Origin of the sequence: Blautia sp. HCN-1074 (assembly GCF_037890165.1) — a bacterium.
Lineage (GTDB): Bacteria > Bacillota > Clostridia > Lachnospirales > Lachnospiraceae > Blautia_A.
Genome location: NZ_JBBKBP010000009.1, coordinates 103,033 through 126,012, shown reverse-complemented (window position 1 = coordinate 126,012; position 22,980 = coordinate 103,033). Strand labels below are relative to the sequence as shown.

General features: G+C 41.0%; 21 protein-coding genes and 2 pseudogenes. 3 read left to right on the top strand and 20 right to left on the bottom strand.

Features of this window, described 5'->3' with window-relative positions:
- Nucleotides 1–129: 129 nt before the first annotated feature.
- The 19 genes from WKT11_RS10015 to WKT11_RS09925 form a co-directional block, all read right to left on the bottom strand.
- Nucleotides 130–1,665, bottom strand: coding sequence for a serine/arginine repetitive matrix protein 2 (locus WKT11_RS10015; RefSeq protein ID WP_181977740.1), 1,536 nt, complete (start codon nt 1,663–1,665; stop codon nt 130–132).
- Nucleotides 1,666–1,749: 84 nt separating this feature from the next.
- Nucleotides 1,750–2,499, bottom strand: coding sequence for a hypothetical protein (locus WKT11_RS10010; RefSeq protein ID WP_015541020.1), 750 nt, complete (start codon nt 2,497–2,499; stop codon nt 1,750–1,752).
- Nucleotides 2,500–2,815: 316 nt separating this feature from the next.
- On the bottom strand, nt 2,816–3,262 hold the full coding sequence (locus WKT11_RS10005; protein ID WP_003023134.1) for a hypothetical protein: 447 nt from the start codon (nt 3,260–3,262) through the stop codon (nt 2,816–2,818).
- A gap of 28 nt (nt 3,263–3,290) precedes the next feature.
- Nucleotides 3,291–3,671, bottom strand: a complete 381-nt coding sequence (locus WKT11_RS10000; RefSeq protein WP_003023131.1) for a hypothetical protein — start codon at nt 3,669–3,671, stop codon at nt 3,291–3,293.
- Between the two features lie 291 nt (nt 3,672–3,962).
- On the bottom strand, nt 3,963–4,439 hold the full coding sequence (locus WKT11_RS09995) for a hypothetical protein (protein ID WP_117677512.1): 477 nt from the start codon (nt 4,437–4,439) through the stop codon (nt 3,963–3,965).
- A 241-nt stretch (nt 4,440–4,680) separates the two neighbouring features.
- On the bottom strand, nt 4,681–4,962 hold the full coding sequence (locus WKT11_RS09990) for a molecular chaperone (protein ID WP_117677513.1): 282 nt from the start codon (nt 4,960–4,962) through the stop codon (nt 4,681–4,683).
- Nucleotides 4,940–5,188 carry a ferredoxin gene (locus tag WKT11_RS09985; RefSeq protein ID WP_117677514.1) on the bottom strand — a complete coding sequence of 83 codons (249 nt, stop codon included), beginning with the start codon at nt 5,186–5,188 and terminating at the stop codon, nt 4,940–4,942. The genes WKT11_RS09990 and WKT11_RS09985 overlap by 23 nt, the downstream gene beginning before the upstream one ends.
- Nucleotides 5,189–5,297: 109 nt before the next feature.
- Nucleotides 5,298–5,681: a TnpV protein gene (locus WKT11_RS09980; protein WP_117677515.1), complete on the bottom strand. Its 384-nt coding sequence runs from the start codon at nt 5,679–5,681 to the stop codon at nt 5,298–5,300.
- Nucleotides 5,678–7,600 (bottom strand): recombinase family protein, encoded by a 1,923-nt coding sequence (locus WKT11_RS09975; protein WP_117677516.1) that lies wholly within the window; start codon nt 7,598–7,600, stop codon nt 5,678–5,680. Before WKT11_RS09975 ends, WKT11_RS09980 begins: the two co-directional genes overlap by 4 nt.
- Nucleotides 7,597–9,039, bottom strand: a complete 1,443-nt coding sequence (locus WKT11_RS09970; RefSeq protein WP_117677517.1) for a hypothetical protein — start codon at nt 9,037–9,039, stop codon at nt 7,597–7,599. The genes WKT11_RS09975 and WKT11_RS09970 overlap by 4 nt, the downstream gene beginning before the upstream one ends.
- 20 nt (nt 9,040–9,059) lie before the next feature.
- A complete protein-coding gene (locus tag WKT11_RS09965; RefSeq protein ID WP_119244544.1) occupies nt 9,060–9,380 on the bottom strand; it encodes a hypothetical protein in 321 nt (106 codons plus the stop codon).
- 246 nt (nt 9,381–9,626) lie between these two features.
- The gene (locus tag WKT11_RS09960; protein ID WP_118136878.1) at nt 9,627–12,980 is read right to left on the bottom strand and encodes a hypothetical protein; all 3,354 of its coding nucleotides are present in this window, start codon (nt 12,978–12,980) and stop codon (nt 9,627–9,629) included.
- Nucleotides 12,981–13,001: 21 nt separating this feature from the next.
- Entirely contained in the window at nt 13,002–13,322 is a 321-nt protein-coding gene (locus WKT11_RS09955) for a hypothetical protein (RefSeq protein ID WP_181977702.1), read from the bottom strand.
- A gap of 154 nt (nt 13,323–13,476) precedes the next feature.
- Nucleotides 13,477–14,100 (bottom strand): PrsW family glutamic-type intramembrane protease, encoded by a 624-nt coding sequence (locus WKT11_RS09950; protein ID WP_117676462.1) that lies wholly within the window; start codon nt 14,098–14,100, stop codon nt 13,477–13,479.
- On the bottom strand, nt 14,097–14,723 hold the full coding sequence (locus WKT11_RS09945; RefSeq protein ID WP_117676461.1) for a histidine kinase: 627 nt from the start codon (nt 14,721–14,723) through the stop codon (nt 14,097–14,099). Before WKT11_RS09945 ends, WKT11_RS09950 begins: the two co-directional genes overlap by 4 nt.
- On the bottom strand, nt 14,707–15,075 hold the full coding sequence (locus WKT11_RS09940; protein WP_117676460.1) for a DUF4179 domain-containing protein: 369 nt from the start codon (nt 15,073–15,075) through the stop codon (nt 14,707–14,709). The genes WKT11_RS09945 and WKT11_RS09940 overlap by 17 nt, the downstream gene beginning before the upstream one ends.
- Nucleotides 15,062–15,676: an RNA polymerase sigma factor gene (locus WKT11_RS09935; protein WP_117676459.1), complete on the bottom strand. Its 615-nt coding sequence runs from the start codon at nt 15,674–15,676 to the stop codon at nt 15,062–15,064. The genes WKT11_RS09940 and WKT11_RS09935 overlap by 14 nt, the downstream gene beginning before the upstream one ends.
- Entirely contained in the window at nt 15,634–16,713 is a 1,080-nt protein-coding gene (locus tag WKT11_RS09930; protein WP_117676458.1) for a hypothetical protein, read from the bottom strand. Before WKT11_RS09930 ends, WKT11_RS09935 begins: the two co-directional genes overlap by 43 nt.
- Before the next feature lie 96 nt (nt 16,714–16,809).
- Nucleotides 16,810–18,435 carry an MBOAT family protein gene (locus WKT11_RS09925; RefSeq protein WP_181977701.1) on the bottom strand — a complete coding sequence of 542 codons (1,626 nt, stop codon included), beginning with the start codon at nt 18,433–18,435 and terminating at the stop codon, nt 16,810–16,812.
- A 342-nt stretch (nt 18,436–18,777) separates the two neighbouring features.
- Between WKT11_RS09925 and WKT11_RS09920 the strand changes: the two genes are divergently transcribed.
- Complete coding sequence (locus WKT11_RS09920; RefSeq protein WP_117676456.1) at nt 18,778–21,492, top strand: response regulator; 2,715 nt, start codon at nt 18,778–18,780, stop codon at nt 21,490–21,492.
- Nucleotides 21,493–21,780: 288 nt separating this feature from the next.
- On the opposite strand, the pseudogene WKT11_RS09915 reads toward WKT11_RS09920, so the two are convergent.
- Nucleotides 21,781–21,882, bottom strand: a pseudogene (locus WKT11_RS09915) (DUF6783 domain-containing protein); the annotation flags it as partial.
- On the opposite strand from WKT11_RS09915, the pseudogene WKT11_RS09910 reads away from it, so the two are divergent.
- Both WKT11_RS09910 and WKT11_RS09905 read left to right on the top strand, forming a co-directional pair.
- Nucleotides 21,859–21,969 (top strand): annotated as a pseudogene (locus WKT11_RS09910) (DUF6783 domain-containing protein); the annotation flags it as partial. The pseudogenes WKT11_RS09915 and WKT11_RS09910 sit on opposite strands and share 24 nt — an antisense overlap.
- 24 nt (nt 21,970–21,993) lie before the next feature.
- Complete coding sequence (locus tag WKT11_RS09905) at nt 21,994–22,911, top strand: prepilin-type N-terminal cleavage/methylation domain-containing protein (RefSeq protein WP_117676455.1); 918 nt, start codon at nt 21,994–21,996, stop codon at nt 22,909–22,911.
- Nucleotides 22,912–22,980 lie beyond the last annotated feature (69 nt).

Genomic DNA, 22,980 nt, shown 5'->3' with positions numbered 1-22,980 from the left:
CCGTTACCTCTTTAAGATTCTCAAATAGTGTATCTCCATTATACTTCATCAACCTAAAGAATGGAAGATATTTTCTTGCTCCCTAAAGCAAAAGCACCTGTCATTTTCAAAGTGAAAACAGCAAGTGCCTTAGAGTTCCATATCCTGTTTTTTGCTTTTCGCCGGAATTGTCCGGCTGACTTCACGCTCTGCCATTTCTTTCTTTTTGCGGCTCAACTGCTCTATAATGGAACTTTTGGCTTTCTTCTTGATTTGCTCCGTTCCGGCTTTTTTGACCTCCGGCTTCATCAGCGTGGTTTGGATTCTCTGAATGGTTGATTTCATAGCGTTTGTGATTCTGGCAATCACGCCATCCAATCGTTTCGTTGCATACTCGATTTCTTTCTTTGAAGCCTTACGCTCAGGGGAGAGAATCCACGCTTTAGACTGCTCCACCAGTTTAATATCCTCCTTGTGCGTTTCCAGTTTTACAGTATCAGCAACGACCTCAACCGCCTTGTCATAGGCAATATCGGCAACCTCATCCACCAGAGCTTCCACATCCTCAATCTTCATCGTGAGTTCTTCCAACTTTTGCTCCTGTGCTGCCAGTTGCTCCTTTTGCTTGAAAAGAATATAGTCCTGTTTTTCCAGATAGGCACGACCACCATATTCCGGTTCTTCTTCCAGTTGTAAGCCATGCTTTTTCGCCACATCAAACAGCAGCACTCGGCAAGCTGAATCGAAAGTCATCTTGCGGTTATTTTTTCTTCCGACAGGCTTCTCCGGTTCCGGCAGTTCAAACCCCAGTGCTTCCAAAGCCTTTTCCTGTTGTGGGGCAATCTCCCCATATTGATTTTCACAGTCGAACACATGACGCTCGTGAATATGAGGGGTACTTTCATCCAAGTGCAGAGCCCAATTCAGGATATGGACATGAGAACCGAAACGCTCATTTACGATTTCCATAAATTCTGTGACGATCTCAATGAGCAATTCCGGTGGAACATGATTATCAAGCGTTCCAATCTGATAGACCGTTTCCTCTGGACAGGTCTTTTTGCTTTTGAGTAAATCTCCGGTTTCCTTATTTCTTTCAGGGTGTCGGTTCTTCACATTTCTTTCATTCTGCCCGGTCACAAAATCACGATACCGCTGACGAAAAAAAAGCTGTTCCACATCTTCAAAAGTGGCAGACAACTCATTTTCCTTTTCGGGATTTTTGAAATTGCGGAAGCCATTGTAACAGTCCCAATAGAGATTTTGTTTGGCTCGTTCTTCGTCAATGTGTTCGCTGTTGGCAATGTCAAAACTGCGGTCATTGTGCTTCGGATTATAAACGCCATTCTTTCCGGCTCGTCCATTGTGTCTTGTTAATTTCACATGAGTTCCTCCTTTTCTTTTTGATTTCCCCGACAGGGGAGAAGGGCAGCGAAGCTGATTCCTTGCGGCTTTCTGCGTCAAGTAATACCCAGTATTAAGTGGCGAAGCGCCACTTAACTGGGCAAGGCTGCCGCCCTTGACCTGCACAGGGGTATTGCATTCCCTGTACCCATGCACAAAGGGTTGCACCCTCTGTACTCCCGCCCGAACAAACTGACTTCGCCCCGTCCCAAGCTCTGTCAGTTCCTTCGGTTTTACAAAACAGTCCACCGGACTATTTTGCAAAAAGAAAAACCGACGCATGATCGCTTTACGCTCAATACATCGGTTTCTTCATCTGACCTTGACGGTCATATTCAGTTGTGGCAGATTAGCCAATTTGAAAAATTACTCTGGCACATCTACTGAGTAGCTCAGACAATCGCCTCTTTTATTGCTTTTCAAATCGTTATAATACCACATATACATCGTTCTACCATATTCTTCATATTCTATAATCCCATCTGGCTTTTGACCTTCTACTTCTAATGAGTAAATTTCTTTATCATGTGCATAGCCAAAAACGAATCTGGTATCCGGATAATTTGGATTTAAGTCTTGTTGAATATCACTTATTGTTAAAGATAAATGGATAAATTTTTTGAAGTCTCCCCCATAAGTGGTATCTGGTGTAGTGGTAGCTGGTGTAGCATTTACAAACGCATATTGTGTACTTTCATTTTCTATCTTTTTTTTGCAGCGTGCAATCACAAAACCTTGAACGGGATCGTTATCACTTCCTGCCCGACAGAAAACCGTATCATACTGTTTGCCATTCCATATATGCAATATTTCATCAACATGATTAAGAAAATCTTCTGGAGCTGATAAATTTTCATGTTCTGCTTTTAAGGGGGAATTCAAAATAGCTTCTTCGATAGAGTTATAATATATGAGTTCAGAATCCTTTTTATCGTAATCACTCAAATTGAATTCGACATATGCATTGTCTTTATTGTCATCTTCCGGAACATAAGTATAGCGACCATTTTCAATATGGTCATCATAATCAACAAACAGTCCAATACATATCAGCGCTGCAAAAATCAAAAAAACTATTCCTACAATGATTAGCAATATTTTCAAAAATTTTTTCATACAAAAGTCCACCTTCTTGCTTCATTTCAGTAAATTATATCATACCGATATGAACAATTCAATTCACGCTCTATCAAGTAGTTTTTTACTTACCTATAACGCACATTTCCGCAAAATCCATAGTCTCCGATACTTTCCTCACAGGCGATATACAGTCGGAATTCTGTCAGCTCATGAAATAAGAAAAACCGACGCATGATCGCTTTACGCTCAATACATCGGTTTCTTTATCTGACCTTGACGGTCATATTCAGTTGTGGCAGATTACAGGTAATCTACAAATTTCCCAAAACAAAATAGGATATTTATTTTTATTCTATTCAACTACATACCCATATTCTGTGTGTGGTAAATACCTTACAGTTATCTTATCTCCTAAATCGCTACCTGTTCCCCAATATTTTAATGAATGTTCTTCTCCAGTTTTCTCATCTCTAATATGTATTCTTCTTTCACTATTAGAGTTTTCTCCTGACATTGCACCTTGTGTAACTTCTCCGGTAACTTCAACTAAATTGTTAGATAGTAAATAAGGTATATCCAAGCAACAAGGAACAGTTATAAATATACCGAGAATCAATAACCCAACAACTGCCATCACATTGATTATTTTTTCCCATTTTTGATATTTTATTTTTTCTTCTTCATTGACAGCCTTTCGTTTTATAAACTTCCCATTTTTCTTTCTATGCAAAACATACATAATTAAGACTATAAATGATACTATAATCACTCCAAAAGTTCTAAACATCAATAATGCCATAAATTTGTACTCCTTTCAAAGCGACACGCTATTTATTAACAGCTTTATCAGCTAATCTTTTATCTCCCCATGGCGTTTTCAGCATAGGCTCATTATCAATAATTCCTGCTCTTAAAATTTCAAGGGGTTTTTCTAATTGTAAGATGTTTTTATTATCTATAATAATAGCAGTTTGAAATTCCTCAAAACTTTCAAAAACTCTGTCTTGAAATATAAAAGATATATTTTCTTTACATTCCTCTGCGTTAGCAGGTAAAACACAGGAACCCATCACATATTTTTTCTCATTATAGGAAAACTCAATAAGAGTAAAAGCCATATCATTATCATAATCAGACTTGATAATTTCCATTAGATCTTTTGCTTCAATAATGAGCGTTGGCTTTTCATTTTTCTTAAAACCAAACATGAATAACACCTCCAAGAATTAACTTTATCTTATTTTTCATTATACTTCATCAACTTAACGAATGGAAGAAAAATTTGTGTGCAGAGTTCCTGTTCAAGCCTTGTAACGCGCATTTATGCAAAATCCATAGTCACCGATACTTTCCTCACGGGTGATATACAGTCGGAATTCTGTCAGCTCATGAAATAAGAAAAACCGACGCATGATCGCTTTACGCTCAATACATCGGTTTCTTCATCTGACCTTGACGGTCATATTCAGTTGTGGCAGATTACAGGTAATCTACAAAAATTATTTTTTCCATATAACTTCCCCACAATGCGGACACTTTTTGGGAATGATTAAATTGCTATTTTCATATTGAATTAAAGATATTTTCTTATTCTTGCGGTCACAAATATCTTTAACTTCTTTATTTACAAGACAACCTCCTTCTTCTCCTAAATATCCCAAAGTAGTCTTATACCATGGAAATTTTCCTTTACATACAGGGCATTTCCATAAAAACAGGAAAATGTATTCAAAAAAGAAAGACACCAACCACATCAAAAAGGTTAAGAAAAATATGACTAAGCAAACAAGTCTAATATAATCAGGCAACACTCCTTTTATAGGCAACATTTCTTTTAGAAAAACCGCAATTCCCCCTACAACAAGTGATGGCACACAAATATATGGCAAAATACGAAATATTTTTTTATTCACTATACTTATCTTGTTTAATGAAGAAATATTTTTATATACAAATTCTACCTTACTTTTTTCCATATATACTGCCTCCCGAAAAGCTCACTTCTAAAATTATCTTTTGTCTATTATACTTCATCAGCCTAAAGAATGGAAGAAAAAATTTTGTGTACAGAGTTCCTGTTCAAACCTTGTAACGCACATTTTCGCAAAATCCATAGTCCCCGATACTTTCCTCACAGGCGATAGGCAACGGTCAAAACATCAGGTCTGCACCTGACATTTTAACCGCATATCAGCCCTGATTATCACATTATCCCTGCTAGCTGTTCAGCCCATGCTTTTTCGCATATTCGCTGGCTTTCTGTCTGCGTTCCTCACTGTAAGGCGGCAGGAAACGGATAGACAGACGGGACTTTGCCAGCTCATAAGAAACACCGCCTTGAACATTGGATTTTTCCAGTCGGCAAAGGTCAGGGTACTTCTTAGCAAAAGCAGCCAACCTCTTTTTCAATCCGGCGTTGTGGGTGTAGATATTTGCCTTGTCCTCGCCCTCATTAAAGAGAACGATTGTTTCTTTCTCAATCTTCGTCAGTCTCGTCATAGCAGCCCTCCCTATGGTTTTTCAACACACGCAGCTTGCAGTAAAAGCAGCGATACCACCTTTCAACACCCTCAGCACTCAGCTTGACGGAAAGCATATAAAACAGCTTCTTCGCCACTGGATCGGGTGCAAGGGCAGCTACCATACGCAAACGCTCGACAGTTGCTTTCAGGTTCGGACAGCCAAAGGCATAAAGGGTTTCCATTTCATTCTGGTTCATCTTCATTGTGTTTTCCTCCTTAAAATTTGATAAATGAAAAGCGACAGACACTTCATAAGGAAATACCTGTCGCTTCGTTGACGATATAAAATTGTTGGTTTTGGACTTGATAAAATCAGCAGTAAATCATTTCCTGTCTGATGATTTCTTCGGCTCGGTTACGGATAGAGTTCATGGACTGTACCCACAACATCTGATTGTCTGCTTTCATGGTTTCGGTCACACCCTCGGCTTGTTTCATCTGCTCAATGATAAGGCTGCACCTTTCCGCTGCCTGTTCGTTCAGGTCAGCAAGGTAAGTATGCAGTTCGCCGGATAAACAGAGGGCAGAGAACCTTGTAGGGCGGTACTGCTCCAAATATGTCCTGTGCAGTCTGCCCCACATACCGATAGGGCGGTGTTCCTCCGGTAGCTTCAAGTCCGGCACATAGTAATCGCCCACAAGAACATAGTCCAGACCGTTGCTTTCATCATGGATTCGTGATTTCAATTCTGTCATGCTATTTTTTCTCCTTTCACTTTTTGCCGATTTGATTTGCTTGTGGCGTTCTGTTCAACACACACATTGCTATCAGAACTTTTTTCTTCTGCTATACGCTCATGCTCCGCAAATTCTTTTGATTTCTCACGAATCTTTTTCATATACTTACGATTGGATTCTCGTTTTCTGCGAAGTCGTTCCGCCTCTTTTTCAGCAGCAATCCTTTCTTCCTCTGTTGGTTCATGCTGCTCCACAGGTACTTGAAATTGCCCGACATAGTTAAGATATATCTCCACCTCTGTGGTGCGGTCTGCACCTTTTCCTTGTGGCTCGTGAACCAGAATTTTGTCGATAAATTCATTTATCATGGCAGGAGTAAGTTCTGTAATGTTCTCATACTTTTTAACCAGCTTTAGAAAACGCTCCACATTATTTTGACCGCCTATAATCCGTTGCATATCAGCGGTGTCAGTCTCAATAATCTTGTTCAGCTCGTTCTGCTCATTTTCATAATCAGTAAGCATACTCTGAAAAAGTCTGTCCGGCAATCTTCCAATCACATTATCTTCATAGATTTTCCTGATAAGCATATCCAGTTCGTGAACTCGCTTCTGATTTCTTTCAATGCGGTTTTTTACAGTTTCAGAAACAGCAATATCTTTCATCGCCGATTCTTCTTGCAGAGAATAAACAAACTCCCGCTCATTCAAAGAAACATAATGGCAAGTCTCCTGTATGGTTTTCAGAATGATGCTTTTAAGTACTTTTGTTGAAATATGGTGGCAAGTACAATGTCGGTCATACTTCTGATAAGCAAGATTATATGTGGAACATTCATAACAATCTGCCGGATTGGAATAACTTGTCCTTTTTTCGCCTTTGGCAGTATAGTATATTCTTTCTCGCCCTTTCCGCTGCCTGTGATTATACATCGGCGCACCACAATCAGCACAGTAAATCTTTCCGGTCAGAACATTAGGCTCGCCCATAGGATCTGCTTTTCTTACATTCTGTCTTAACTTTTGAGCAAGCAGCCATGTTTCTTCATCGACAATAGGCTCTTGTGTATCATCAAAAACCACCCAATCTTCCTTATCTGCCCTTTTCGTCTTTTTGTCCTTATAGGAATTTTTGAATGTCCTGAAGTTGACAGTCTTTCCGATATACTCTGGTCGGGCAATCAGAGTAGTAACCTGATTTCCTCGCCACATATACGGATTTTCTTTGTCATAGTTGCTTGCATGATTTCCAAGTCCCTTTTTTCCAAGATAATAAGACGGTCTTTCTATTTTTTCTTCTGAAAGTTCTCTTGCTATCTGATAAGGTCCTTTTCCCTCAATAGTCATGCGATAAATTCTGCGGACTACTTCGGCAGCTTCTTCATCAATAATCCAATGGTCGGGGTTTTCGGGGTCTTTCAAATAGCCGTATGGTGGGATATTACTTGTATGAGCGTTGCCGGAAGAACCTCTGGATTTCAGTACAGCTTTAATTTTCTTACTTGTGTCCCTGACAAACCACTCATTCATAATATTCAGAAAAGGGGCAAACTCACTGGTTTCTTGACGGTCACTGTCAATACCATTATTGATTGCTATAAATCGAACTTCCTTTTCTCTAAACAGAATGTCAGTGAAAAAACCTACTTGCAAATGGTCTCTGCCGATTCTGGACATATCTTTGCAGATACAGGCAGTGATTTCTCCGTTTTTAACACCTTCAACAAGTCTGTTCCATGAAGGTCTGTCAAAGGTCGCTCCACTCCAACCATCATCGGTAAAATGAACAAGATTCGTAAAACCATGTTTTATAGCATAATCTTCAAGCATTTGCTTTTGATGAACGATACTGTTACTCTCTCCAGCATTATCGTCATCACGAGACAGTCTTTCATACAAAGCAGTAATGCCATTGCTTTTATCTTTTTTTCTTCTCATGCTGAACTCCTTTCTTCAATTCCTATCCACTCCTTACGCTCACAAAATATCACATCCATATTATGTTTGATTCCCTTAGAACATAGAGCGAAAATACCGGCTCCGCTTCCATTCACATGATTGCCGCTGATAGTTCCACCTTCTATATTAAGCAGACAACGATTATCTTTCGTTCCCTCTGTGTATATCGCACCTCCACGGTAACCCGCACTGTTATTACAGATTTCTGCATCTCCTTTGATGGTTACTTCTGAATACTTTGCTGAAATTGCACCACCTAATCCGCCAAAGACATTACCGTATTCGTCAGGAGCTGTTGCAATGGCTGTATTTTCATTGATGGTTCCAGATGAAATTTCTGCTTTAGAATAAACCAGATAAATTCCGCCACCTTCGCCGTGCATATCTTTAGAAGAAGGTTCTTTTGTTACTGTATTTTGGGTGATCTGGCAGCTTTTCCCATTTTCTTCTATCATAAACAAGTTAGACATATCCAAGTAGACACCTGAGCCCCGTCCACTTTTATTACCAGCAATGCTGCCTCCTTTTAAACTTACATTTGATTCTATCGCACATATTCCACCGCCATACGTTGCACTATGTCCACTGATTATACCTCCATTCACATTGACAATTGCATTAAACGCATATATTCCACCGCCACGCTCAACTATGTTCTGCTTATCTCCCTGGATTTCACCACCATTCAGATTTACAGTACTATGTGGTAATGCATAAATACAACTTTTTCCCGGGAACGGTCCAATCTCAGTGCCATCCTTTATAGTCAACGTTCCTGCCACCTCAATAGGATCAGCAGAGAACTGGCAAGGCGTACCATCCGGTGTTATATTATTTATTATTATATTTTGTAACGTTACATCACCCCGTATATACAGCATATGTGACATAGTGCTTCTTCCCGGACGAAGTGTCACATTCTCCAGAGTGACATTTTCATTGATGTCTATAGGATTAAGCAGATAGATAATTCCACCATTGGCAATCGCTATAGCCTTCGCAAGAGTCCCTACGGCATTTTCTACACTGCTTCCATCATTTGTATCATTTCCTGACCTCGAATCCAGGTAAACAACATTATTTCCTCCTGTCTGTGCAGCCGGAACGCTGTCATCGGAAAACTCGCTGACAACTTCTGCATCATTCCCGCCGGAAAATTCTGCATATTCCGGATTGTCAAACTTTTCTTCCGTTTCCGACAAGAGCGCAGGCTCTGTCAGGTTTTCCTCTGTACTGGCTACATCTCCGCAGTTCGTAGCAGACTCCACATCAACTGTCGGAATCTCTGCGTTCTCGGAAATTATCGACTGGCTGCCATCTGTAAAAGCGTCTGCCAATACCGGAGTTCCCGTCATCGTTACAGACATGACGATACATAATGCCAATGAAATAGTTTTTTTGAAACACTTTTTTCTCATACTTTACACCTTTCCTTTCTTCAAACATAATCTTCTGCATCTTGACTCTTTTGTCCTTTTTTTCTGAATTTGATACATAATGCGGTAATCACGACTGCCACAGTAAAGGAAATGACAGCCACCAACACATAACCGCCTGCGTCCTCATGCATCAGGATTGCGCCGTACATTCCCGTGATGTCTATTGGCTGGCTGTGCATTATCCCCATTGTTCCCACGAGAGACAGGAATAACAGGGTACACAGAACAGACAGCCGGCAGACTGTGCGCCGCTCCTGGCGGCGGTGGTATTCATGCATTCGCTTTTTTACCAATTCGATACGCTTTTCTGTATCATACATGTCTTCCATCCTCCTTTCAAAAAAACAGGTCTAAAAAGTCTTTCACTTATATAGGTACAAAAAAGCGAAAAACTCTCACCTGAAAATAAAATTTTTTTAAAAAAATTTGAGAGCTGTCGAAACAGCTCTCAAAAGCGGAAAATCAAGCTATATTATTGTATCGAAACTGCGGAAGATCTGCCCTGTTTTTTATATATTCAGATGACATCATTTTATCATTCCACAGTAACATCTAAGAAACAGAAGCTATTTCTTTGTCTTGAATTTCTTCATTGTGGAATATGGACTGTAAACTCTGGATTTATCCTTGGAGGTCTTATTCCAGGAACGTACTGTCACATACCAGGTGCCTTTCTTTATGTTTGTAAAGGTTACAGTTACGGTATTTTTGCCTTCTGTACGTTTCACATATTTCTTAACCGGATATTTCTCACCTGCGGAAGTCTTGTATTTGGTTCCAAGCAGGATCTCATAACCTGTAGCATTTTTGCATTTTGTGTAAGTAACAGTCACAGTGTTTCCTTCTACAGTAATATTCCTGATCTTTGGCTGCTGTGGTGTGACAACAGTGATCTTGATCTTCTTGATCTTTGTCCAGGAACCATAGACCTTATTGCCCTGTGCATCCAGAACCCAGCTTCGGGCTGCCACATACCAGGTACCTTTTGAAAGATATCTGAAAGATGCCTGTGGCTTGCCGGATGAGGAAACTGTTTTGCTGAACTTTCCGGTTTTGAGCATATCTGATTTCTTGCTGATCGCGAAGTCATAACCCTGAGCGCCGGCACATCCTTTGGAAAGTCTGACAGTGAGCTTGTTTCTGTCAATGGAATAGCTGGAAATCTTTGTGTTTGCAGGTCGCAGGTATGCACCGTTTTCATCTGTGATACTTCCGTCTGTGTGAATGACTCTGCCATTGAGAGATTCTGTACCAAATGCTATGAAATAATCCTGTCCTTTGGAAAGCGTAAAGTCGGCATATGGAATACTGCGCTCAAATGCACCGCCTACAGTTACAGTCTGGATACACTGCAGAACCCCATTCTCAACATCATACCAGAACAGATTTGCCATAAGTCCTGCACAGGAGGCATCTGTTTTTACAGAAAGCACAGCCGGGAAATCAAAAGCTCCGCTTCTTCCAAGATGGAAACCGAAATCATTCTGATTTGTGGAGATCAGGCTGTATAATGCTGCCGGGATATATTCTGCTGTATTTGTAACAGAAAGATCGGTATCCGCAGGTATTTCTGCTGTAATGGAAGTACCGTTGATCTTCCAGATGAAACCATTCTCCATATCAAGGTTCAGGGAAATATCTTTGCCTTTTATCCCGGATAAAACAGAAGCAGGAAGTGTCCTGGCACCATTCATGATAATGGAGATGGTATCCTTTTCTTTGGAAGCCTTAATCAGATCATTGACAGCATCCCAGCCTTTCTTCTGAAAACTTCCCTCAATGTAAGGTTCCCCGTCACCAAGTTTACCGAGGTTTTTTGTATCCTGATGTTTGCATCGTTTACAGGTGTAAGTTATGATTCCGTCAGTTTCTGTAGTTGGTTCTGTAGTGATAACGCCGTTGTCATAGTCATGACCGTATGCGGAAATGGTATAACCATAGGAAAGTGTTTCATTACAGTCTGTGCAGTAGGTATCTCCGCTATATCCGCTGGAAGTACAGGATGGAGAGGAGTAATAACGTCCGGCGGTGTGTTCGTGCGTGCATTGACTTCTGGTGATTGTGTAAGTAATAGATTCTTTTTCGTAATTCCCCTTATCGTCGCCATTGTAAATTGCGGTAGCTGTAATGGGTTTTCCAACTTGTAATTCCTGATCAGGATTAACATCGTTATCCCATTTCCAGTCAGCCGAAAAAGGATTGGTAATGTCTCTGATCTTTTTACAGGACCATAGAACGGATATAGAAGTTTTATTAAAATCTGCTCCTGGTGCTACAGAAGCTTTTTTTATAGTAAATGTCCATTCTGAACTTACTAATCCTTTATGTTCAAAATAGGATTTACTTTCCCCTATCTCAGCCTTTACGGTATATGTGCCTGCATTTACAGGAGCACCTTGGAGCGGTTCGATTGTATCAATGTTATCTTTGATATTTTCGTATTTACCTTTATAATATTTCAATAAGATTGTTCTGTCATTTTCGTGTGTAGGTTTAAATTTAAACTCTAATGAGGCTTCTTTAGGCTGACCATTGTAAGTAAGATTTACAGGGGACTTAAATATAAAATCATTAACAGCTTGAGCAGCTTTAAATGTGTTGGTAACGGTGTCGAATGAATAATTCCGTGTTCGAGATTCTGAACCATTTTCTGGGTTAAGTGTAATCATATAATTGCTTTTTGTAGAATTGTCTTCGAGCTTGGGCAGCCAAACATACAGATTAGTGTCATCAGGGTCGAGAGAGGAATGGTTTACAGGCTTCCAATCCCATACCCTAGAACCTGTTCCAGTTTTGATTGTTACGTTCGCATTTTCGGGATTTTCAATAGTACAACAATAAACCTCTTTCCCTTCGTTTGTTGGGGAACCGGATACAGAAGAGGCTTTTACCGAGCCGCCATTAATGGTAATATTATTACTGCCAGCGCCTCCCTTGCCGCCACCAATTCCGGCACCATTCGTAGAACTAGCAGTTACAGAACTATTATTAATGGTAATATCACTGCAAGAATTTCCTTCGCCGCCACCAATTCCGGCACCATTCGTAGAACTAGCAGTTACAGAACTACTATTAATGATAATATCACTGCCATCGCCGTAAAGGCCGCCACCAATTCCGGCACCATCCGTAGAACTAGCAGTTACAGAAGCACTATTAATGGTAATATTACTGCCAGCGCCTTGCTTGTTGCCACCAATTCCAGCACCATACTTAGAACTAGCAATTACAGAACAACTATTAATAGTAATATTACTGCCACCAATTCCGGCGCCATCCCCATCGCTACTACCATGAGCATTTAAGATTCCTGCAGTAGGGTCTAAAACCTTGGTTGTTATTATAAGCGAAGCTGTGTTAGCTTTCTGTAAACCGGCATACCATGTATTCTTTGCTATAAGATTATTTGTGCCTGTTAAATAGATAGTGACTGTAGCTTTAACATTAACATTTATTCGCAGTGCCGGACCAGTAGATGTATTGATATTTACTTTATTAAGATAAATGTTGATGTTGTCTTGCTCTGAAGTATTCCCTCCATCAACCACAATTCTATTTCCTGTTTCCCGGCTACATGTGAATTTGTGATCTCCTGCCGACCTTATAGTATAAACTCCGTTTATAACCTTATCGTTATCAGCTAAATCAATTTCTCCAGCTTGTTCATTTTCCGCAGCAGCCATTGCCTCATCGGGGGCATCATTAAATTCAGGAACCTCTTCTGAACTGAATACAGACAGTTCCTCATCTGTCTCTCCTTCCGCTTCCTGCTCTTCATTGGTAAAAATCTCCGGAGTTTCTTCCTCAGACACTACATCCTGATTTCCGGAAGTAAATTCTTCCGCAAATATGGTCTGGGGGGGCATATTTGTAGAACACAGTGCAAGTGCCAGCATCCCGGCCAATAATTTTTTCCTCATACTTTTCACCTTTTCCTTTCTTTATACATGATCTTCTGCGTCTTGACTCTTTTGTCCTTTTTTTCTGAATTTGATACATAATGCGGTAATCACGACTGCCACAGTAAAGGAAATGACAGCCACCAACACATAACCGCCCACGTCCTCATGCAGCAGGATTGTACCGTACATTCCCGTAACGTTTATTGGCTTGTTTTGCATTATCCCCATTGCTCCCACGAGAGACAGGAATAACAGGGTACACAGAACAGACAGCCGGCAGACTGTGCGCCGCTCCTGGCGGCGGTGATATTCATGCATTCGTTTTTTTACCAATGCGATACGGGTTTTGGTATCATACATGCCTTTCAACCTCCTTCCCAAAAAACAGTCTAAAAAAGTCTTTCACTTATATAGGTACAAAAAAACCGAAAAACTCTCACCTGAAAATTAAATTTTTTCAAAAAAAATTTGAGAGCTGCCGAAACAGCTCCCAAAAGCGGAAAATCAGGTTATATTATTGTATCAAACTGCGGAAAATCAGTTTTCCCGCTGTCAGGATAAGTACAGGCAGCAGATAAGCAATATACTGTGCTGCACCGCCGTAGGCGATCAGGAGATTATAAATTGCATGAAAGGTGATTGCCGCTCCCAGCAGGCCGCAGGTTCCGGCAATCTTCAGCCATGTTCTCTGCCACACATATGCAAGGCCGCCGCCGACAATGGCTCCACAGATCACATGCATGGCTCCTGTTCCAATACCCCGGAAAAAAATAAAAGAAAAATGACCGGCTCCGTTTTGGATTAGATAGCAGACATTCTCAAATGTGGCAAAGGAAAGAGCTGTGATCACAGCGGCATTTTTGATTCGCTCCGCTTTTGGCTCAAATATCAGCAGATAAAAGAGCAATGGCAGAAGTTTCATCACTTCCTCCACCACCGGGGCGATCTCTGTGGTAGCTGCAAAGGTGTCCGCTCTGTAAAGTGCAGCGAAAAAGGTGTTGATGTATGCGGAAAGCAGACATGCACCCATCCCGGCAAAGCAAAACAGAAAGAATTTTCTCTGCCGCTTTCCCATACACAGCGCGGCAATCAGCAGGGGCGAAGCCATGCAAAGAAATACATTTTCAATATATGTCATGCCTGCACTGCCTTTCCTGTGGCCGGGAGCAGCGCAAACAGGCTGCCTGTAAGCAGAAGATCAAACCAGCAATAGGGAGCGGAAATGGAATAGCCCGGCCACAGGCAGCCAGAGATCCAAAGAACATACTCCACCGCCACATAGCACAGTACCCCAATGTGGAAATACCGCATCTTACACGCTGTTCCCGTCTGTATCTGTGCATAAGCAAGACCCCGAATGGAATGATAAGAAACAACGATCATCATGCCACACCAGAGCAGATTGGAGAGAACATCCCCAAAGGTGCAGTAAAACACACAAAGCGGAATGCCAATCAAAGGGGCAATCAGGGCTTTTCGTGTCAAAAATCTTCTTTCCCCGGCAGAAGAAAGGGTGTATTGCAGAAGATAAAGGAAAATCACACTGGCTACCCAGCCGAACTCTGACACATAAAAGACCTGCGGTGTTTCAGAAAACAGGAGCAGATACAGCGTCCAGTAAAGAGAGCCGAGGGCAAAGCATCCGTAAAAGCAGGTCAGCAGGAAATATGTCTGTTTTCGATCTTTCAGATACCAGATACCACTCAGACAAAAGCCCAGCAGGGTGACAGCGAATTGAAAAAGGTTACTGAACAGCTCCATCCTCATTGTCCTCCTTTTGTTCCTCCGTCTGCTCCTCTTTGTTCAGCTGGCGGATGCGGAAGCACAGAATAGTCACGCAAACGCCGAGAATAAAAGCCAGCAGTCCGATCACCATATATCCCAACGCAGTACCGCCGCCTAAAATTGTTGCTGCCGTTTCAAAGCCGGAAGAAGTACCGGGCGTAATCTGTCCGACAATACCTGGCATGACAAAGGAAACCCCAACGATTACTGCAAGGCATGCCGCTATGCAGAATCCGGAGACAATCCGTCTGTGCCGCAGTCTCTGCTGTCGTTCTTTTTCCCCAATACGCCGTTTTACCTCAGCAATCCGTTCCTCATTTTTCAACATCTGTAATACCCTCCCGTTGCAATAATCCACGTAAACGCTCTTTTCCCCGGTACACCATATTTGTGATCTGCTTCACACTTTTTCCCATGACCTTAGCAGCCTGTTGGTAGCTCATACCCTCAAAATAGGTCAGATAAAGAGCTTCCCGATAATCTGAATTTAACTCGTCCATGCAGAGATACAGGATCTGATTTCGTTCCTTTGTGCGGATGACCTCCTCCACCAGTGTCTGCGCCTCCGGTTCTCTGGTCAGGTCGTCAAGACTGAAGATAATCCGCCGTCTGCTTTTGTGGCGTAAAGCCATGTGCCGCGCCGCTTTATAGAGATAAGCCTTAAAACATCCATCCCGGATGCGGGGCTTTTTCGTAAACAGCCAGGAAAAGGTTTCCATCATTAAGTCCTCCGCTTCATGGACGTCATGCAGATAACCATCGATGTATAAGGTCAGCGGATTGCCGTATTTTTTTATCAATAGTTCAAGTCCTGTTTCGTCACCGCTCAGATATTGCCCATAAAGCTCTTCATCAGTAGCCATACCGTTCAATTCCTTTCCCCATATTATTCCTCTGTTGTCAGGTGTAATCTCCTGGCTTCTTTCCATCCTTCATTAATAATACTTCTGTTTTTATCTTCTATCATGGTTTCTACATATTCCAGACAATCCTCTGTATCCTCTGCGGTTTTATCCCATTCTTTTATAACCTTTTCTAAATGCACACTATCCTTCAGATCATAATGTTCTACCATATAGTTTCCAAAATAATTCGTAAACTTTTTCTGTCCATACAGATTCAGATGATGATTATTATAAAAATCATCCATCATGCTCAGTCCGATTTCATCCTTTTGTGTTTCAAAGTTCACATAGGGAAATCCATATTCTTTGATAATCTTTTCCGCTTCATTTGCTCTTTGATAAAATGGATAACTCTTTTTTGTAATTCTGTGCGGTGTGCGCATGAACAGAACATTGTCAATTCCTTCATCTTTTAAATACTGAAGAAGATCTCGCAGATAATATTCTGCCTTTTCAGACAAAGGAAGTACTGAGGTATCGCCCTTCACATCTATTACTTTACTTTTTGTTTCTTCTGCTCCGGATATTGTCTGAAATCCCTTCAGTCGGCTGCTGCCTTCCAGCATCATACGTGACTGAAGGTAAAAATTAGCTATGCACAAATCCAGACTCTGCCAGTTTGAATGATACTTTAAAAAAGGTATGAAATACTCTGTCTGCTGATCTTCGGGTACTATCTCCTTAATTGTGTTTATCTTATTTACTGACCATGGAATATTATCTATGTACTTTCTCAATCGTTTTTCATTTATCTGATATTCATCATCCTGTAATGTCCCGTTAATCTCTATCACAATTACTTTTGGATCCTGGTTAGCCAGAATCTCCTTAACCTGTGATTTTACTATTGAGATCGGACTTCCGGCCACCGAATAATTATAACTGGTAAATCCGAACTCTTTCCAGAGCAAGCCTGGTGCTATTGCCGTATAAGTCTCACTTGCTCCAATCGTTACCATATTCAGACTATCTTTGGGTTCCAGATAAAATCCCTTGATACGCACACTGTCCGGTAAACTGTTCACCTTAAGAAATCCGGCTGCTCCACTTAGGAATAACATAAATATCAAACCAAAGCAACTTAGTTTTAAAATTCTTTTTTTCATCATATGTCCTATCTGTCTTATTACCTAAAGGCATTTTTCAAACACGCTGTACTAGAACTGCATATACACAAATTCTGCTGCACTGCATCCAGGTCCGTACATTCCAAATATGGCAATGCTGAGAAGCCCTGCAAATAATACGATCCACTGAAATTTTGGATATTTCTCCTCCAAAAGCTTCCGTATTGTTGTGTCAGAATGACGTTCCTGTATCAGACTGACATAAAAGATCAAAACAGTCATAAATATAAGCAGCATATAATCATACAATGTCATACCGCACGACGTAATCTGCTCTATGATCTGAGTTATATCAAAACTGAAATCCCTAACACAACGTCCCAGCATATCTATTGCAGCAGAAAAATTATTGCCTATGTCAAACATATATCCTATCAGTACGATCAAAAATGTCCGTAATATTTGAAAAATACGCCATGACGTTTTTTGAGTCTGAATATGCAGACCGGCAATTGCTTTATTAAATAATGGCTGCATCAAAACAGATAACAGGATCACGCTGCCATTCCAAACACCAAAGGCAACATATTTCATATTTGCCCCATGCCAGATTCCCACAAGTAAGAAAGTGATAAAAGAAGCAATTCCTGCCGGAAGCACTTTTGCAATATGCGCTCCAACCGCATGATCACCATATTTTTGTTTCAGGTTTTTACCCATTTTAAAAAAACGTTTTGACATTGCAAGAGAATAAAACACATAATTCTTCATCCATGCGCCTAATGTAATATGCCAACGTCTCCAATAATCGTTAATGCTTACTGCAAAATATGGTCTGCAGAAGTTCTCAGCCATTTCAATCCCCAGGATTTCTGCAAATCCTCTGGATATATCGATTCCACCTGAAAAATCCGCATATAATTGTAATGCATAGACCAGAACTGTTATAAAAATAACAGTTCCATTATACTGCATATAATCTGGTGCAACCATTTGGATCAGGCTGACTGCCCTGTCTGCGATCACCATTTTTTTGAAATATCCCCAAAGCATCAAAAGTGTACCATGTTTTAGATTTTTATAAGAAAAATTTCGTTCTGCATAAAGCTGATGCGCCAGCTGATCATAAAAGCTGATCGGGCCTTGAATGAGCTGTGGAAAAAATGATACAAACAATGCATATTTTGCCGGATTTCTTTCTGGTTCAAATTTTTCTCTGTAAACATCAATCAAATATCCGATAGACTGAAAGGTATAAAAAGAAATCCCTAACGGCAATGCCAGATGCAATATTGGAATCGGACCAGTCATTCCTGATTTTTCAAGAAAACTGTTCATTCCTCCGGCAAACAAATTAAAATATTTTAAGAATATAAGTATCCCAAAATTCAGCACAAGTACCATGATCAGAACTTTTCTTCTCTTCCTTTTCATTTCCTCTTTGTACTGCTTTTTCTGTTCCCGATCCCATTCTCCGCTATGAAGAACTATCGTTTCTTTCGCTGTTTTGCTGTTTTTATACATAATAAGTGCTGCAAAATAAACTGTAAATGTAGTAAATAAAAGAAAAGCAGCATATTTCCAGCTTGCCCATAAATAAAAAATATAACTGGCAACCAGTAATACGGTCCATTGATATTTTTTTACAGGAAACATATAATATGCTGCTGTTACCAGCAGCATAAATATCATAAATGTAATTGTCGTATATCCCATACTTGCTACCCCTGTCCTTCTGATAAACATCAGTATACTTTTGTTTAGGAAATACGTCAATCATATAATTGACATATACCCTCATACAGGGCATTAGAATCGATCAGGCGACCGTCAGAGCTTTCTCGGATATATGATATCAGTGTAGCAAACGGCAGACAGGATTTTAACCTGGGAATCGTGCGCAGACATCAGAAACATTGTTACTGTTTACTCCGTTCACAGTAGTGATGTGTGAACAGTTACAAACATTGTACAACCTTTACAAATTCGTCCATTATCATTGCTATTCTTTGGTAAAAAGAGTATACTGTAAAGCACTAAACACCAGGAGTACAAATTATGAACACACACTCATCCGGATATTACAGCATAGACAAAGACTATAATATCCTAAGCTATAACGACACTGCCAAACAACTGTACCCCAATCTCCAGCCGGGAGTGAAATGCTATAAGGCACTTATGGGGCTTGATTCCCCATGCCCGCCCTGCCCTGTAGCACTGGGAATACAGGGACCAAAGACTTACCTAGATCCGATCCGCCATATTTATGAGACAGTTGATGCAGTAGAGACGGTACAGCCCGACGGCAGCAGAGGACATGCACTTGTATTCAGCACAGTAGCCGAAGGAGAAAGCCTGTCAAAGTCTATTCCCACAGGTGAGAACTCTCTCCGTCTGCTGGGTGCCATCAACCTGCTTGCTTCTGACTACATGTCTGTTTATGGCGTAAACCGGGAAACCGGGAAAATATCCGTATATCGTTCCAGATTTACTGATGCTTTTGCGGATCTCGATATTAAAGATAATTCAGACTATAAGCTGTCATTTAATTTTCTCATCCAGAAATATATTCATCCGGATGAGCGTTCCTATGTGTCCAGACACCTGAATTATGAAACCCTGCTGGAAAGACTTTCTCAGGAAGCCTCTTTCAAATTCCATTTCAGGGTTGTCACAGATACTGTCCATTACTATTATCTGCTCATTGCCAGAAACGGAAACGCCGATGACTATCGGGATTTCGTAATTGCAGTAGCCTGTGAAGACAATGATGTGACAGCACGCAAAATTTATGAAAATCAGCTCCACTCTCTTCTGGCATCCATTACCCATGCTGCCGGCTACTTTCATCTCGACCTTACAGATGATAAGATTCTGAAGATCGGAGGCACCTCTGCCCTGGCCTATAAGATGGATGCTGACGCTTCCATTGACCATTTTATTGCAGAGACTGCTGTTTTTATACCGGTATTAAAGGACAGAAACGATTTTATCAACGCATTTTGCCGCTGTTCCCTGATGAAAAGCTACGAGGACGGTCAGGTGGAAGTCACCAGGGTTTCCCGCTGTCTCTACGATGACGATATAATCAGGCTTTCCAAATATGTGGCAAGACTGCTGCTCAATCCTTCCAATAATCATCTGGAAGCAATCCTTTACGGTGAGGATGTCACCAGAACACAGGAAGCCTATGAGACACAGGTAAGTATTGTCCAGACACTGAGCAGCAACTACCTGAACGTATACCTGATCAACCCCAGAGAAAAAACTCTCTCTGTGATCAAGCAGGAAGACCACGATGTCCCTGATCCGGACAAAAAACACAGCAATACATACCCCTATGATCTTTTCCTCTCAGACTATATCCAACAGCGTGTATATCCGGATGACCGTACAATGCTGGAAGAATCACTGGAACTGGGTAATGTAATGAGTGTTTTGTCCGGTCAGTCCGAATACAAGGGAAATTACCGGATAAATGACAGGGATGGTATCCATTACTATCAGTTCCGCTTTATCAAAAACGAAGACTCCGGTATCATTGTTCTGGGATTTTTGAATGTGGACGATGTGGTGGAATCAGAAATCAGACACCAGAAGCTTCTCAAAGAAGCTCTTGATACTGCCGAACGTGCCAATGCAGAGAAATCCAATTTCCTTTCCCGTATGTCCCACGATATGCGTACGCCGCTGAATGGAATCATTGGTCTGCTGGAAATTGATAAAAAGCACGAAAATGATATCGGATTCCTGAAAAGTAATCGTGAAAAAGCATTCATTTCAGCCAGTCATCTGCTCTCTCTTATCAATGATGTACTGGATATGTCCAAGATTGAGGAGGGCGGACTTGTACTCAACCATGAACCTTTTGATCTGATCAAATATGAAAAAGAGACACAGATGCTGATTGATATGCAAGCACAGAAAAACGGCATTGATTTCACCGTTCATATCGCACCGGAGATATACGAACATCCCTTTGTATACGGCAGCCCTCTGCACCTCCGTCGTGCCATGATGAATATTTACAGTAACTGTATCAAATACAACAGAGAAAATGGGGCTATCCATACGGAGATCCATGCTCTCCCTTCCCATGATCATAAGCTGGTCTGCAGATGGACGATCTCTGATACGGGAATCGGCATCAGCAAAGAATATCTGGAGAAGATCTTTGAACCCTTTACTCAGGAGAATATGGATGCCCGAAGTGTATATCATGGCACCGGACTGGGTATGAGTATTGCCAAAGCGCTATTTGAACAGATGGGTGGTACCATTGAGATTTCCAGTACTCCGGGTATCGGAAGTACTTTTGTGATCACTCTGCCATTTGAAAAGGCAGAAGAAACGGATATCTCTTCTGAGCCAGAAGCTGAGCGAAACTCCATTCAGGGCATAAAGATCCTGCTGGCGGAGGATAATGAAATAAACAGAGAAGTGGCACAGGTACTCCTTGAAGAGGAAGGTGCTGTGGTAACTGCAGTATCCAATGGCAGGGAAGCTGTAAAACTTTTCTCCCGTCACCCTGAGGGGACATTTGATGTGATACTTATGGACATTATGATGCCTCTGATGGACGGATACGAGGCCACACGCCAGATCCGGAAGCTTGACAGGACGGATGCTTCTTCCATTCCCATCATCGCACTGACCGCTAATGCTTTTGCAGAGGATGTACGCCATGCACTGGACTGTGGTATGAACGCACATCTGGCCAAACCACTGGATGTGGAAAAAATGATCCATACGATTGCCCTGTATCTGTAAAGAAATATTTTGTTACTGTTCACTCCGTTCACAGCAACACGCTTCGCGATGCAGGAAATATGAACCTCCTTGTGCAAAGCCCAAGGAGTATCGTTTGCTTCGCAAACTTAATTTATGCTAATCGCATAAATTCGCGCGGTATGTCTCGGGTTTTCTGTGACCTTCGCTCACAAAAAACACCTCGCGGAATATTACCAGTGAACAGTAACAATATTTTTTCTGCAAATATTGCACAGTAACAGATTCTGTGCTATCATTCTAAAAAGCTTAAGGGGTAAAGTATATATTTTACTCCCTAGAGCGTGTTTGAAAAAAGCTTTCTGCAAGATGTGCGTCACAATTTGTGGTAGATTTTGTCCGGATGAAGGCGCCGTAGCGGGCTACGGCAACTGAATTCGGGCAAAATATACCGCAAAGTGGGGCGTGCAGATTGCGGGAATGATTTTTCAAACACGCTCTAGCATAACTATTATTTAACATTTTTATTTACAGGTAAAATACATGCAAAAAAGAGATAAAGGCTTTACCCTGGTTGAACTTGTAGTCGTGGTCGCAATCCTGGCAATTCTTGTCGGACTTCTGGCACCTTCTTACACAAAATATGTGGAACGAAGCCGCGAATCAACAGATCTTGCAAACGTCCGCACTGCATATGGTGAAATGATGGCAGATATAAATCTGGATGGCAAAGATCCCGAAGAGGCTAAGAGAACAGTTCAACTAAAACAGAAAATAGATGACTGGCAGTCCGCAAAAACTATTACCATCGCCGGGATTTCCCACACTGTAGGTGAGGATGATACTGACAACTGGAAAGGAATTCCCGTTGCCAATGGAACATGTGAGATTTCCCTTAATGATGATAACAGTGTAAAATTTAAATGGTCAGGTGGAAACGAGAGTGGCGGAAAGAAATATCCATTTGCTATGAATGAAAATTTGATGGGACCACTTAAAGATTCAAAATTATTGGAAAACACATTGAGTACCAACAATAATTTTGAACTTGATTCTAACGCTACAAACTCAACAATGGTTCCAGCGATTTTAAAATTAATAAAAGAGGATAGTCTGCTAAAAAAAGGTACCTGGGCATATCTGGGCAGTGGAAATAACGAGAAGAGACGTTATCTTTTCTGGACTTCTGTAAACGTTAGCAACTATCCGGAAGGGACAACAATTCCTGTTATTATCTGCCGAGCAGATGGAAAATACTATGTTTCCAAGTCAACAACTGCCCAACGAAATGAAAAAAAACCGTATATGGCAATTGCAGATCATCTCGCTCCTAAGAGTTATCAGGATATTGCTGACGCAGGAGGCACGAACTATAATACTTTACAAGATGCTTATGATGCATACGTAAAGAAAATTACAGAAGATTATTCAAATTTCAAAGATACATTACCGAAAAATTAAATCCCATAAAACAAATACACCGATTTATGAAAGAAAAACGTCTCCATAAACCGGTGTATTTTATTGTCA

Excerpts from the sequence above, each read along its gene's own strand:
- WKT11_RS09965 (WP_119244544.1), bottom strand. The coding sequence starts at position 9,380 with ATGTATGATACAGAAAAGCGTATCGAATTGGTAAAAAAGCGAATGCAT.
- WKT11_RS09950 (WP_117676462.1), bottom strand. The coding sequence starts at position 14,100 with ATGACATATATTGAAAATGTATTTCTTTGCATGGCTTCGCCCCTGCTG.
- WKT11_RS09990 (WP_117677513.1), bottom strand. The coding sequence starts at position 4,962 with ATGACGAGACTGACGAAGATTGAGAAAGAAACAATCGTTCTCTTTAAT.
- WKT11_RS10000 (WP_003023131.1), bottom strand. The coding sequence starts at position 3,671 with ATGTTTGGTTTTAAGAAAAATGAAAAGCCAACGCTCATTATTGAAGCA.
- WKT11_RS09980 (WP_117677515.1), bottom strand. The coding sequence starts at position 5,681 with ATGACAGAATTGAAATCACGAATCCATGATGAAAGCAACGGTCTGGAC.
- WKT11_RS09935 (WP_117676459.1), bottom strand. The coding sequence starts at position 15,676 with ATGGAAAGAAGCCAGGAGATTACACCTGACAACAGAGGAATAATATGG.
- WKT11_RS09985 (WP_117677514.1), bottom strand. The coding sequence starts at position 5,188 with ATGAAGATGAACCAGAATGAAATGGAAACCCTTTATGCCTTTGGCTGT.
- WKT11_RS09925 (WP_181977701.1), bottom strand. The coding sequence starts at position 18,435 with ATGGGATATACGACAATTACATTTATGATATTTATGCTGCTGGTAACA.
- WKT11_RS09930 (WP_117676458.1), bottom strand. The coding sequence starts at position 16,713 with ATGTTATTCCTAAGTGGAGCAGCCGGATTTCTTAAGGTGAACAGTTTA.
- WKT11_RS09920 (WP_117676456.1), top strand. The coding sequence starts at position 18,778 with ATGAACACACACTCATCCGGATATTACAGCATAGACAAAGACTATAAT.
- WKT11_RS09905 (WP_117676455.1), top strand. The coding sequence starts at position 21,994 with ATGCAAAAAAGAGATAAAGGCTTTACCCTGGTTGAACTTGTAGTCGTG.
- WKT11_RS09975 (WP_117677516.1), bottom strand. The coding sequence starts at position 7,600 with ATGAGAAGAAAAAAAGATAAAAGCAATGGCATTACTGCTTTGTATGAA.
- WKT11_RS09995 (WP_117677512.1), bottom strand. The coding sequence starts at position 4,439 with ATGGAAAAAAGTAAGGTAGAATTTGTATATAAAAATATTTCTTCATTA.
- WKT11_RS10005 (WP_003023134.1), bottom strand. The coding sequence starts at position 3,262 with ATGGCATTATTGATGTTTAGAACTTTTGGAGTGATTATAGTATCATTT.
- WKT11_RS10010 (WP_015541020.1), bottom strand. The coding sequence starts at position 2,499 with ATGAAAAAATTTTTGAAAATATTGCTAATCATTGTAGGAATAGTTTTT.
- WKT11_RS09940 (WP_117676460.1), bottom strand. The coding sequence starts at position 15,075 with ATGTTGAAAAATGAGGAACGGATTGCTGAGGTAAAACGGCGTATTGGG.
- WKT11_RS09945 (WP_117676461.1), bottom strand. The coding sequence starts at position 14,723 with ATGGAGCTGTTCAGTAACCTTTTTCAATTCGCTGTCACCCTGCTGGGC.
- WKT11_RS09960 (WP_118136878.1), bottom strand. The coding sequence starts at position 12,980 with ATGAGGAAAAAATTATTGGCCGGGATGCTGGCACTTGCACTGTGTTCT.
- WKT11_RS09970 (WP_117677517.1), bottom strand. The coding sequence starts at position 9,039 with ATGAGAAAAAAGTGTTTCAAAAAAACTATTTCATTGGCATTATGTATC.
- WKT11_RS09955 (WP_181977702.1), bottom strand. The coding sequence starts at position 13,322 with ATGTATGATACCAAAACCCGTATCGCATTGGTAAAAAAACGAATGCAT.
- WKT11_RS10015 (WP_181977740.1), bottom strand. The coding sequence starts at position 1,665 with ATGCGTCGGTTTTTCTTTTTGCAAAATAGTCCGGTGGACTGTTTTGTA.